Source organism: Labrys sp. F242 (assembly GCF_057813875.1).
In genome coordinates this window covers 599,112-612,000 of record NZ_JBVASG010000004.1, presented here as the reverse complement: position 1 = coordinate 612,000, position 12,889 = coordinate 599,112, and the positions used below count along the sequence as shown (strand labels likewise).

9 protein-coding genes are annotated in these 12,889 nt (G+C 63.4%); 1 reads left to right on the top strand and 8 read right to left on the bottom strand.

Annotated features, from left to right (window positions below; genetic code table 11):
- Window positions 1-24: 24 nt before the first annotated feature.
- From ACZYTC_RS26230 to ACZYTC_RS26210, 5 genes are read right to left on the bottom strand one after another with little or no spacing between them, the layout of a single operon-like run.
- A complete protein-coding gene (locus tag ACZYTC_RS26230; RefSeq protein WP_434960664.1) occupies window positions 25-639 on the bottom strand; it encodes a hypothetical protein in 615 nt (204 codons plus the stop codon).
- On the bottom strand, window positions 636-1,448 hold the full coding sequence (gene sctJ, locus ACZYTC_RS26225) for a type III secretion system inner membrane ring lipoprotein SctJ (RefSeq protein WP_488990915.1): 813 nt from the start codon (window positions 1,446-1,448) through the stop codon (window positions 636-638). Before sctJ ends, ACZYTC_RS26230 begins: the two co-directional genes overlap by 4 nt.
- A gap of 32 nt (window positions 1,449-1,480) precedes the next feature.
- Entirely contained in the window at window positions 1,481-1,915 is a 435-nt protein-coding gene (locus ACZYTC_RS26220; RefSeq protein WP_434960666.1) for a hypothetical protein, read from the bottom strand.
- A 51-nt stretch (window positions 1,916-1,966) separates the two neighbouring features.
- Window positions 1,967-2,149, bottom strand: coding sequence for a hypothetical protein (locus ACZYTC_RS26215; RefSeq protein ID WP_434960667.1), 183 nt, complete (start codon window positions 2,147-2,149; stop codon window positions 1,967-1,969).
- Window positions 2,146-2,793 (bottom strand): type III secretion protein, encoded by a 648-nt coding sequence (locus tag ACZYTC_RS26210; RefSeq protein WP_488990914.1) that lies wholly within the window; start codon window positions 2,791-2,793, stop codon window positions 2,146-2,148. The genes ACZYTC_RS26215 and ACZYTC_RS26210 overlap by 4 nt, the downstream gene beginning before the upstream one ends.
- A 305-nt stretch (window positions 2,794-3,098) precedes the next feature.
- Between ACZYTC_RS26210 and ACZYTC_RS26205 the strand changes: the two genes are divergently transcribed.
- Entirely contained in the window at window positions 3,099-3,782 is a 684-nt protein-coding gene (locus ACZYTC_RS26205) for a L,D-transpeptidase (RefSeq protein WP_488990913.1), read from the top strand.
- A gap of 302 nt (window positions 3,783-4,084) precedes the next feature.
- Here ACZYTC_RS26205 and ACZYTC_RS26200 read toward each other — a convergent pair whose 3' ends face one another.
- The 3 genes from ACZYTC_RS26200 to ACZYTC_RS26190 form a co-directional block, all read right to left on the bottom strand.
- Entirely contained in the window at window positions 4,085-4,252 is a 168-nt protein-coding gene (locus ACZYTC_RS26200; protein ID WP_434960670.1) for a hypothetical protein, read from the bottom strand.
- Window positions 4,253-4,380: 128 nt separating this feature from the next.
- The gene (locus ACZYTC_RS26195) at window positions 4,381-11,751 is read right to left on the bottom strand and encodes a hypothetical protein (protein ID WP_488990912.1); all 7,371 of its coding nucleotides are present in this window, start codon (window positions 11,749-11,751) and stop codon (window positions 4,381-4,383) included.
- Between the two features lie 84 nt (window positions 11,752-11,835).
- A complete protein-coding gene (locus ACZYTC_RS26190) occupies window positions 11,836-12,693 on the bottom strand; it encodes a MurR/RpiR family transcriptional regulator (RefSeq protein ID WP_441770662.1) in 858 nt (285 codons plus the stop codon).
- Between the last annotated feature and the right edge of the window lie 196 nt (window positions 12,694-12,889).

Sequence of the window (12,889 nt, the reverse complement as noted above, 5' to 3'; positions counted from 1 at the left end):
CCCTGTGTCCTGCCCCGCCATCCCCTACCTCGAGCTTGCGGCCCGCCGCACGATCGGCGGGCCCAATTGCGCAAAAGGCGTCGGTGCGACGTCGTCGAGTTCCGGGCTGGGAGGAAGCTTGAGACGAACGCGCGTCCCCACCCCCGCGGGCATGGCGTCGCACCAGGCGCCGAGACAGCGCCAGCCATCGGCCGCAACCCGCTCCGCCAGGTCATCGATCGGATCGAGTTCCTGTTCGGGACCGGTGAGGTCGCGATTGACCACCGCGAATTCGCACAGGGCCTCGCCGAGCTGCGCATGCAGTGCTGCCGTCGTCTCGCGGCGGATCACGCCGGCGAACGACGCAGCCCAATAAATCGCTCCGGCCTTCAGTGCGATGTCGGCCAGCCGGTCCGCATCGCAAAGCGCGATAGGCCGGTCGTTTTCGTCGACCTCCGGTTCCTGGCGGGAAAAGCCGTAATGGTCACCGATCAGGCTCGAAAGCCGCGTCTCCAGCCGTTCGGCGGAGAGCATATGCGCGCAGGCCTCGTCACCGAGCGTGCCGCCGAAACAGGGAACCAGGCGGGAGGCAATGGCATGAAGGGCCGGTTTGTGCAGAAAGGACTGCCAAGCGTCGGCGGTGTCGACCGTGTCGGTCATGGCGCCCTCTTCACGGCACGAAGAGCGGGGGAGCCGTCGAGGGCGTAGACATCGCGTCGCCGCCGCCAGTGAAGATAGGCCAGGCTCCCGGCCAAAAGCACGACCATGGCGACGAGCCCATAGACGATCCACATCGCACGCACCAGATCGTCGGGATGCAGCCAGATGCCCAGGAAGTTCGTGAGGCCCGGCTCGCTAGTCGCCGGCTCGGCCGGTGCCGCGACCGGCACGAGGATGACGGAGACATTGTCGTAGGTCAGTCCGGCAACGCCGTTGGCGACCAGCATCTTCACCTGCGGCACCAGTTCCTTCATGTCGACCGAGGTGCGGTGGCGGATGAAGACCGATGCCGAGGACGGCACCAATTGCTGCTTGAGTGGATCGTTCTCCGGCAGCACGAGATGCACGCGGGCGGACAGGACGCCGTCGATGTCGGAAATGGTTTGCGAGAGCTCCTGGCTGAGCCCGTAGATCATCGCAGCGCGCTCTTCTACTGGGGAGGAGACCAGCCCGTCGCGCTTGAACACCTGGCCGAGGGTCGCGAACTTCTCCTTTGGCAGCCCGATCGCATCGAGCACGGACATGGCTTCGGCAAAGCGGGCCTTGTCGACCAGGACGGTCACCGTGCCCTCCTTGTCGATCTGGCGTTGGGCGGGAATGCCCTTGCGCACCAGAGCGGCGACGACTTCGTTGCCCTGGCGCTGGCTGAGCCCCGTATAGAGTTCCACCGTGCAGGCCTGCAGGAACAGCACGCCGACAAGGGCAAAGACGGTGCCGAACCGGCGCAGCCAGGCCGGCAACCGATGCATCGATACTGGCCTCACGGAGCCCCCGCCACGCACTATTGCTGTTTGATCAGCGTGTTGACCGAGCCAGTGGCGGCCGTCACGCTGTTGATGGCGACGGAGACATTGGCCGCCGCCCACATGAAGGAAATGGCGCGATCCAGCGTCAGATCCGCGTTCGGCTGTCCCGGCGCCCGTTCATTGCCGGCCGGGCTATTGCCGGCTCCTTCGCTGGCCGACGAGGCGACGCCCGCCTGCGGGCCGTTCTTGGCAAAGGCAGACTGGGCCTGCTGCACCACCCCTTCGAGCGAATGGAGGGCACCGCCGACGAGAGCAGCGGGATCATTGGGCTGCCCGGTTTTCCCGACGCTCTTTTCCATTTCCACGAGATAGTCGAAGAGCTGGTGCTCGACATTCGCCTGGGGCTGGGTCGGCTGGGACTGGCTGGGCGCCGCCGAAACCGCGCCGATGGCAGCGTCTGCAAGCTGCATGTTCATTCCTCATCGATCGCCGATTGCGGGTGGCTGCCTCCCGGCTCCGGCTCAGCCTTCCTCGTTACGGGCCTGCTGCATGCCTTCGAGAGCCCGGTCACCCTGTTGCTGGGCCATGCTCACGGCAAAGTTGGCGAGGGTTTCTTCCATCTGCTTTTGAAGGGCTGCTTCCTGGCTTTCCTTGGTCGGATCGGGCTGGTTGGTCGGGCTGATGCCGTTGCTCTCGATCTTCATTTGCTTTCTCCTGGATGCTTGGCGGCGGGCGGGGTCTCGACCTCGGCGCGCCGGCCTCGGAAAACACGTACAGGCACGACATTTTCAGCCGAACCGTCGACTTCGCGCGCCCGGGCGGGGCCGGACGGCTCCGTCATCACGCCGAGCGCCTTGCGAACGGCGTCGATATAGGCGGGCGGACCGGAGACCGAGACGGCCCGCTCGTTCTGGGCGATCTTGATGGGATAGCGCGCATCGGCGACGCCGAGTTCAAGCAGCCGTCCGGGAATGCCAGGCAGGGCTGTTGCATCGACCTTGAACATGTCGGTGCGCATTTCGGCCTCGGTCGCCACAGCCAGGCTGGAGCCATCATAATACCAAACCAGGCCGTAGCGGTCGCAAACCCATTGCAGGAACTCGCGGGCCGTTCCCATCGGCATGCCGGCACTCAACCGCCCCTTCACCCCGTCGGTGAGCTTCACCGGGACGTGAATGTTGCGGCCGAACTCGGTCAAGGCGTCGCGAACCGACTGGTCGATGGTGATGTATTTGTAGGGGCCGGAAGGCCACTCCGGTTCCGCCGCACGCGCCGGCAACGCCGCCACGCACAGGCACAATCCGACTGCGAAGCCGAGAATGGCGGGAGACCGATGGTTCGTCCCCATGGCCATCCTGCTGGTTTCAATTTCCATGCCCCTTACCTGTGCAACGACGCATTCGCTCTTCGAGCGCGAGTCCCGTACGGCATGATTTACCTGCCAAATCGTGCCGCACATTATCGTGATCGTCGCTGAAATGAAAGTCCAATTGGATTATAGAGCCATAGGTAAGTGCCAAACGCTTCAGATTTTTATTGTGTCTGGAGGTACATTGTTACAGTTTTGGGCGATACGACGGGCCCGGGGAGACCATAGGAATGATGGTTGAGGCAGGATGTTTTCACGCGTGTCGCTCGTTACGAGGGAGGGGCATGATCCTGCGTTCCATCTTGCGCAGTGTCACTCTGGTCGCCGCCATCGCCGGCATCATCTCGTTGATGATGGCAGGCATCGCTGAGGCCCAGGTCGGTGCCTATGATCCACGCACATGGAGCTATGACAGCGAGCAGGACATGGTCATCGCGCCGTCCGACAATCCGCAGGGATATGTCGTCGACCAGCCTGCCACGGGACCGGCGCGCCCACCCGTGACAAGGCGCACGCCGCCGATCGCACGCGAGGTCGTGGCGTTCACCGAACCCCACCCTAAGGGATCGATCATCGTCGATACCGGCGAGCGTCGCCTGTACTACGTATTGGGGGACGGCAGGGCTCTCAGATATGCCATCGGTGTCGGACGCGAGGGCTTTTCCTGGTCGGGGCGGGATCGCATCCTCGACAAGAAGGAATGGCCCGACTGGCGCCCGCCTGCCGAAATGCGGGAAAGAGAGGCTGCGCAAGGGCATGACTTGCCGGTGCGGATGGCGGGTGGTCCCAACAATCCGCTCGGCGCCCGCGCGCTCTATATCGGCAACACGCTCTATCGCATCCACGGCACCAATGCGCCCTGGACGGTCGGCACGGCTAATTCCTCAGGCTGCATCCGTATGACCAACGACGACGTCATCGATCTGTATCAACGCGCCGCGATTGGCGCCGAGGTCGTCGTGCGCTAGAGCAAAGCGCGTTTAGAGGGAAACGCCTTTTTGCTCTAGCTCCTTGGTTCGACGCGCCTCTGCGATTCTTGGTGATTCCACCAAATCACAAACGCTATGGCGGGAGGTAAAAAAATACTGTTAGATTCTTGTAGAAATTGCCGGCGGGGACCTGTCGCAACCGTTCCGGGTGCCGTGTGAGTTTCAAAAGTCGACGGGTAAGAGCGTGGCCTCTCCGCATCGAGATTTTCTCTAACTTATTGTTTTAACATGTCTTCTTAACTGGCAAGCTCACCAGTTTTTGAAGCGCCGTGCCGGAAGAATCAGGTCTTTTTCCCGGACGCCCAGAACGCGGCAACCACCCCAACGGCGATGAAGATCGTCATCGCGAAAAACATCTGGGCGAGCTGGAAGTTCAGGGAATCCTTGGCCACAAAAAGGGCGGCGATGGGCGCCGCCACGAACAGCAACAATCGAACGATCAGGCCCATCTGCGCCCCCAATGGCTTACCTCGAAGCGATGGGGCGCAGATTGGACCCGTCATGGAGGGTTTGCATTGACTTGAATCAAGGCGAGATCGGTCCTTCTCCGCGGAAGCGGAGCGCTTGCGAACTCACCTCACGCCGTCGCACCCGGCAGGTAGATGCGGTCGCCGGCGAAGAGGATGTCCGGGATGGCGATGTGGCCCATGTTCAGCAGCACCGTTTCCCGCACATCGGCCGAATGGTTGCGCGCGATGCCGCCCATCGTATCGCCGTCGCGGGCGATGATCGGCTGGTAACCCTGGCGTTCGAGCTCGGGATTGAGGCGTCCCGCACCGTCTTGCGGCCCGGCCGGATGGGTCTGTACGAAGCTCGCCTTGGCCGGCTCCTTGGGCCGGGGTTTGTTCGGCCCGGTTTTGGTGGTGGTCGGCGAGGGCGTTGAGGAACTCGTGGCCGTGGGGGAGGTCGTGGGTGTTGGCGTCGTCCCTGATGGCGTCGGTGTTGGAGTCGCCGGCGTCGGCGTTGCCGGCGTCGGTGTCAGCGTGGAATTGTTGTTGCCGGGGGGCTGTACGCCGGGGGCATTTGCCTTCTTCTGCTGATCCAGCCAGTTCGCGACCACGATGCCGCTGAACAGGATCATGCCGCCGCCGAAGGTGACGCCGAAGACGACACGATCCCAGCCCGACATTTTGGGCTCCCAATTCCCCCGTCCCAATCCCTTTCGGGCGCCCCGTACCCACAAATAGGCCGAGCCGAAGAGGAAAGCGGCATTGTCGACCGTATCGGCGCCGCCCGGAACGAAGTCGAACCCTTTCGAAACGAAATCAGGCACGCCGGGTATGCTCGAAAGATTCGAACCATCCTTGGGGATGGAATCACCGAGCGAGAGGCCGCTCCCGATCGCATAGGAAGGCAGGTTCCATTTGTCGGCCATCGGCATGGCTGGCCGGCCCGTGCGGGCCTCACGTACCGCCTTGGCGAAATAGAAGGCGTTGCTGCCTTCAAACAGAGCCCCGCCGGCCCCGCCCAGAGTGACTGAGGTCGGGATGCCGGCCGCCTGGGTCGGTAGATAGCTCAGCGCATCGCCGATTTTCATGATGCGGCCCAGCGGCGTGTGCAGCGCCGTCCATTTGCCCGGCAGGGCAGCGGCGGTGCTCATGGTCAGGCCGCGCCAGGCGAGGCCACCGGCCCGGATATAGGCCTGGAGATGCGGCGGCAAAGCCGGCCAGACGGCGGCGAAGGTGGCCGTGGCGGTTGTGGTGAGCACGAGATCGTCGACACCCATCGCGCGCATTTTTGCCAGCGCCCGCACCGGCGCCGAGGCGGGCGTGTAGCCGTTGAGGGCCGAGCGCTGGTCAGCCTTGAGCAGAGCTGTCTGGAAGGGCTTGAGCACATCGACCTGAGCCGGCGTGAGGGCCTTCAATTGATCGTCCTTCAGCCCCGCGAGCTGGCCCGGCCTGAACTTCTTCACCTGCTCTGGCGTCAGCTCGCTCAGTTGCGAGGGGTTGAGCTCGGCCAGATCGAGATATTTGATGCGCTTGGGTGCGATGGCGCGCAATTGGTCCGGCGTCAGGCCCTTCAACTGGTCGGCCGTGAGATTAATGATTCCGCTCGGCGAGAGGCGGGCGATGTCGTCCGGTGAGAGGTTGCGGACCTCGATGAGTTCGTCCAGGAGCGTGCGCCCTTCCTCGCTCATCGCCTTCTTCTGGGCGTCGCCAACCGCTTCCATCTGGGCAAGCGTCAACTCGGGTATCTGCCTGCGCGTAAGGCTGGCTGCCATATCTGCGACAGACGCATCGGGCAAAGCGCGCAGCTGTTCGCCAGAAAAGGCCCTGATCTGCGACTTGGTCAGTGCCGAAAGCTGGTCGGGTTTCAGCCATCCAGCCTGCTTGGCGCCCAGCCCGGCGATGTCGAGATATTTGACACGGTTGGTCGGGATTGCACCGATCTGGGCCTGCGTCAGCTGCCCCTGGAGGCCGGATCGCTTGAAGGCTTCCCATTGCTTCAGGGTCAACCAGGAGACCTGCTTGGGCGCCATTGCGCCGATATTCAGGTCTGCAATGCGGTTCTCTGGGATCGAGCGTGTTTGAGCCCGCGACAGATGAGGCAGTAGCCCTGCCTGATTGAAGGCTTTCCACTGGCTGTTGGTCATCGCGGCGATCTGGGCCTGGGAGAGGCCGCCGATCTGTCTTTTCGTCAAACTGACGCTATCGAGATATTTGACGCGATTATCAGGTATCGCCCCGATCTGGCCCTGAGTCAGATGCTCCTGCAGGCCGGCCTGATGGAGCGCCTGCAATTGCTTGCTATTGAAGGCCGCAACCTGGGCCCTGGTCAGCGAACGGACCTGGGATTTCGACAGGGCGCCGGTGTCGAGATTTCTGACCCGGTTTTCCGGAATCGCCTGCAATTGACTGCGCGTGAGATGGCCCTGCAGCCCGGCCTGTTTGAAGGCCTCCCACTGCTTGGGCGTGAAAGAGGCGATCTGGTCCGGCTTCAGCCATGGCACGTTCTTGGCGGTGAGTTGGGTGAAGTCCAACTGTTTGGGATCGGTGGCTTGCAATTGCTTGCGTGTGGGAGCCGTGTTTTTCGGCGACTTGGCCGGAGGGGTGTTGGCTGCTGCCGCCGAGGGATTGGACCCTGTCTTCTTGCCAAGGGTGATTGGATCGATCGGCCCGTCTCCAGCAACATGCACGCTGATCGGGGAGGCGGGCGGCGCCGTACCCTTGCCTCCTCCAAACCAGAAGTCGGTTTGAGCGGCATGGTTGGGCTGCTTGATCGTTCCTCCCCCTGAAACATCGGTCAGGGGCAGGCCGGGCAACTCGACCACTTCCCGGCCTCCCTGGGCCGGCTTGATGTCGCCGGCAAGCTCGACGGGCCCGTCATAGGCGCGCGTCCGTACGCCCAACCTGTCGGCGAGCTCACCGGCGAGAGAGCGCGTGAGGGGGCCGCCCGCTTGATGGTCAAGGGAGCCGGCGCGGCAGGCGAGGATCGTGATGCTCTGGCCCTCCCGGTACCCGGTGTTGCGGAGATCGTCGATCAATTGGGTCGCACCGGGCAGGTTGGTCTCATCGGCGACCACCAGGAAGGTGTCCTTGTCGACGGCGCCTTTGCTTGACAGCCCGATCGACAGATCTTTCGCCGCGACCGGTTGTCCGCCGACCGTCACCGTTCCGTCTGGGAGGTAGCTCAGCGTGCGCCCGCTTTCCGAACTGAAGGGCCGTGAAATTGGCCCATCGGCTGCAACAACCGGCTTGGTGGCCCTGAGCCCTTTGACGCCCAGGCCAGTGCCGGCGACACCCACGCCGAGGCTGGTCAACGCGCTGGCGAATTCCAGGCCGCTCATCTGGTCGCCATAGGCGGCAAGGTCATGGGCCGATACCGCCGTCAACGGCACGCCCGTGCCGATGGCCGCCCAGTCGAGACCGCGCGCGGTGCGGTTGAGCCCGCCCGAACTCCTCATATAACCGTCCGCCGTCGTGGCGACGGAGGTGCCTTGCCCGGTCATGCCGATGCTGGCTCTGAACGCCTGCGCCACCGACAGTTCCGTGGTTTTCGCCATGCCGATGGTGCGCAACACACTCGACCCCATCGGCAGGACGGTGGTGGCCACCGTGCCGATGTTCATCATCGACTCCATGTCGCCCAGTTCGCCGCCATGCTGGAGATAGTCCACTTCCTTGATGACCGCGCGGGTACCGAGATAGGCACCACCGGCATAGGCCAGGCCTGCCGCGAGCGGCGAGAAGGGGTTGGGAATGACGGCAACGGCCGTGGCGAGGGCCGTGCCGATGCCCACGATCGGATCGATGATCTTGTCGAAGGTCGAGACGTTGCGGGCCTGGACGACCTCCAGGTCGATCTTGCCGTCGGCCCCGGGCTTCATGTTGAGGCCGGTCGGCGCGATAAGCTTGCCGCTTTCCTGGAACTGGCGGTTGCCGTCCTGGAAATCCTTGATGGACTCGAATTTCTGGCCCGTGGCGTCGATATACCAGGTCTTGTCGCCATCCTGGACCGCGAAAAGCGCGATCTGCTGCGCGCCGACCTTGTCGTCGACATAGAACAGGGGCACGACCTTGACCGAGGCGGCGTTGCCGCCGATGTCGCGGATCTCGTCGACCACGTTGTCGAGAGCTGTCCGGCCCTCTTCGCTGGAGGTATCCAGGCCAAGGGTGCGAGCGACCAGGCCTTCCTGGGCCTGGCGACCTTCGAGCGGCGTGAATTGGTCGTTGTAGCCTGATTTATAGAGGTTCTGGAACGTGGCCTGATAGACCGACATCGCCTGGTCGCGATGGTCGTCGAGATAGACGCTCTGGAGATGGGCGTAATAGGGCGCCGATCCCGCATCGTCCAACAGCTTGAGCGGCTGAGTCAGCAGGAAGGAATACCATTGCTCGGAGCGCTCGGCCGATTGGCGGGCATTCTCGACGCTTGCGCGCCGATCCTGCGCCGTGTCGAGCCGGATCTGGGCCGCTGCGACGTCGGGATGAACCCACAGCCACTGGCCGTCGATCTCCATGCGAACCGGCTTGCCGCTCTTGACGATGGCATCGATGCCGCCACGCTGCACGTCGCCGGCCATGTCTGGGGTCACCTGCACCTTCTGGCCGTTGACCGTGACCTCCACGGGCTGGGTGCCCTGGGGCAGCAGGCCTGCCGGCGCCTCCACACTGCCCGGGCCGTGCTGCTTGAGGGCGCCATCGAGGTCGGTCTTGAGGCCGGTGATCTGCTTGTCGAGACCGTCCCGCACCAGGCCGAGCTGGTCCTTCATCATCGCCTGGATCTGCTGGCCGGCCGAGACCTGCGCCGCCTTGGCCGCCGCCAGGCCGCCGCTGCCATCGGCGTAGCACATATTGGTATTTGCGGGGCTGTTGAGAAGCGCCTGCCACTGCTGGTTGAGCGAATTGTTGCGCAGATCGTCACGGATGTTCTTGTCGCTGTTTGCGAAGGTAAGCTGAACACGCTTGGTGTCGTGCTCGTATTTGGTCTCCAGATAGAGCTGATGATCCTTGGGATCCTCTATGACGTGCTGTTCCTTGATCTTGCCGAGATAATCGCCGCCATAAGTGGAATATTCCTTGTTCATGTCGAACGAGCCGGGATTGGCAGCGCGGTACTGTGCCAGAATCTTCTGCCTGAGATCGGTGGCCTGGACCTCCTGGCCCGAAAGCGTGCTCGTGGCAGAATAGAAGTTGGCATAGGCGGTGGCAGCATCGACCTGCTTGCCAGCATTCTCGCTCAATGTCTTGGCATCGCTAAGATTTTTCTCAGCCGCCGTGCGCTCCGGCGTGCCCGGCTTGGTGGCGTTGACTTCCTGTTGCCGAATGCCGACCAGATAGTCCGCCAGCGCCTTGTCGCCCTGGCTGGCAGAGAGTCCGGCCTGATAGAACAGTGAGGTCACGTCGTCATGGGCCGCCTTGGACTGGGCGTCCTTCAATTCGTAATTGGTATTGTCGTTCGTGGCCCGTACCGTCGTCTGCCCGGGCGGCGGCGGCGGAGGTGGCAATGTCGCCTGCTTGGTGATCGCCTGGTCGAGGAGGCTCTGGGCCTTCTCGTAATTCTCGCGCGCTGTCGTCGCGTTGGTGAGCTGGGTGTTGGCCTCCGTAAGATTCTTCTTGGCGTCGGCGAGCGAGCCTTCCGGCGTCGGTGCATTCCATTGCAGCCCGAAGGGCGCCAGCTTGTCATCGAGCAGGGCCTTGGCGTCGGTCATCGCGCCCTTGTAGGCGGGATCGAGCGCATAGACGTCCAACTGCGCCTGTGACTGGTTGACCTTGGCACTCGCCTCGGCACGACGCCCGAGGGCTACGTTTTCGGCAGCCATTGCCTTGGCGACCACCGGATCGACCCATTTGCCGTTCATCGGCACCCAGGCGCCTCCGGACGGCGCCTTGCCGGGAGGCGGCGTGCCATAGGGATTTTCCGCCGTCGGATTGGTGCCAGGCTGGCCCTCGCCATATGTCTTGATGGCGTCCTGGGTTTTCTGGTGCAGGTCGTTGACAGCCTGCTGCAGGTCCGGCAATTCCTCGCCGGCGAAGATGCCGTCGAGCGTCGTCTTGACGATCTCGGCCTTCTTGGCTTCCTTCGGATCGGAGCTCTTGGGATCGATGGAAACCAAAGTCTGGGCAAGCGCCGCCTCGGCGCTGTCGGGCTTGACCTTGACGTCTCGCCCGGTGGCGTCGTCGTGCAGCGTCATGCTGCCGTCCGGCTTGGTGGTCAGCGTGTAGCCGTTGAAGGTCACGGAGACGGTGGTGTCCTTGCCCTGCTTCACGGTGCGGGTGGTACGGCCATTGCCCTCGACCACGCTCTTCGTCTCGGTCCCGTTGCTTTCCGTGCTGGTGGTAACCGCATTGCCCTTTTCGTCGGTCGTGCGCACCGTGTGGGAACCGTGCTGGTAGTCCTGGTAATAGGCGGTGACTGTCTTGCCGGTCTTCTGATCGATGATCTCGGTCGACTGCACATCGCCATTGTCGCTGGTGGGCTGGCTCGTCTTGATCTCCAGGCCAGCGGCTGCGAGCTGGGCGGTCACCTGTTCCTTGGTCAGTCCGCGTTCGGCCGCGATCTGGTCGATGCTCTTGCCATCGGCGACATCCTTTTCGATGCCTGCTGCACCCTTGCGGGTCGGGTCCTGGTTGGCGGCGAGCGTCGTCTTCTGTCCCTTGGCATCGGTCACCACCGTGGTGGTCTTGCCGTCCGCGCCGGTCGTCTTCACTGTCGTCACGCCATTGGAGAGCCGCGTCGTCTGGGTAATCGTTCCCGTGCCCAGATCGTCCTCGCGGCGGGTGGTCGTCGTCCCTGTCTTCGGGTCATAGTCGGTGGTGAGCTTCTGGCCGGATTCATCGCGCACCGGCGTGTCGGTCTCCGTCCCCTTGGCGTCCTTCACCTGCGTGTAATAGGTGCCGTGCTGGAAGTCGTAATATTCGGTGACGATCTGGCCGGTCTTGGGGTCCCGAATCTGCGTCGTACGGACATCGCCATTGTCGCTTTTTGGGTCGGTCGTCTTGACGTCGAGACCGCCGGCCTTGAGTTCATTGAGAACCTGGTCGCGCGTCAGCCCGCGTTCGGTGGCGATCTGGTCGACACTCTTGCCTGCCTGCACGTCCTTCACGATGGCGCTGGCATCGGCCCCTGGTTTCGGCGTATCAGCGGGAGCCGGGTTGTCGACGAGGGTGATCGCGGGCGTGGTGGCCGGCGGCGCGAGAAACAGGGCGGGGGTCGCCGTCGTCGGGCCAGATGTGGTGATCAGGGGCGTGTTGCTCGCCAGGACCAGAGGCGTGACGGCGGGGGGCGCTGCCACCGCCGGCGGCTCGAGTTTCGTCAGCTCCGTATTGGTCTGCTTGAGTTCCTTCTGCAGCTTGGTGGCCTCTTCGGCCTCGCCCATCTTCTGCGCGAGTCTGATCTGCTCGCGCAGCTTTTGCGCCTGGGCTCTAAGTTCCGCGATACGGTCGATGTCGTTCTTGGGGGTGATCTTCGGTGGGGGTGGCGGCACAAAGATGGGACGAACGACCATGCGTTGAATCTCCAAAAGCAGTCCGATCTCCCGCGCACCTCCACCGGAACGCCTGAGCCGGATCTCAAAGTGACGGTGGCGGCCTCATCGTGAAGGCGTCCAGTAGACATCGTATTCGCTGAGGTGCTGCTCCACGGCACGCATCGCTTCCTTGACGTCGACGCCGGACCGTTGAGCAATAAGGGCGATCAGGATCTCCGCCGCCGCGAGGGCCGGCGTGACGCTCCTGAAGAAGGAATGGGATTCGACCGTGACGACGACGCTGGCACGAGCCAGGCGCGCCAATGGCGACACTCGGCTGTCGGTGATCGCCACGATGGTCACACCGCGCTTGGCGGCACGGCGCGCAACCTCGACCGTGGCACGGGCATAGGGCGCCATGCCGACGACCAGCATGACATCCTCGGGGCCGGCGTGGCGAAGTGCGTCGACCTCGCCCTTTGCGGCGGCATCGAGTAGCGTGCCACGATCGTCGAAGAGCGAGAGCAGGCGGGAAAAGTGGGTGGCGACGACCTGTTCTGAACGCAGCCCCAGGCAATAGACGCGCCGCGCGCCGATCAATATGTCCGCGACGGCGACATGCTGCATGGCGCTGGTGTATTCGCCCAGACGGGCGACCTGTGCGGCAAGCATGTCGGTGGTGGCGCTGACCGTCGAATAACCTTGGCCGTCCTCCGCCACGCTGGGCGTCTCGACCGTCTCTGCCGGTTTGGCGCCCGGTTCGCGCAGCGCCTGCGCATAAAGGGCGCGCATGTCTTCATAGGCTTCCAGGCCCAGCCAGCGGGCAAGGCGCATCATGGTGGAATGCGAGACGCCGGCCCGCTGCGCCTGCTCGCGCATCGATATCAGCGCAACTTCCTGGGGGTGGTCCAGCACGAACCGGGCCGCCAGCTTCAGTTGCGACGGCATGGTCTCGAACCGCTCGACCAGGAGCTGCGTCAACGGACCTTCTCTCATTGCTGTGACCCAAATTTGTTGATGACGAGAGTATGACATGGCCTTCGCCAATGCAACAATTGGAACTTATTAATAACGCGCATTCCAAATGGACTTTCATTTCGAGATTCACTAGCATGCCGACGACGGCGATCCGAGCGATGCCCTTCGCGGTCTTGTGATCTCGCCGTTCGAAGCGCGA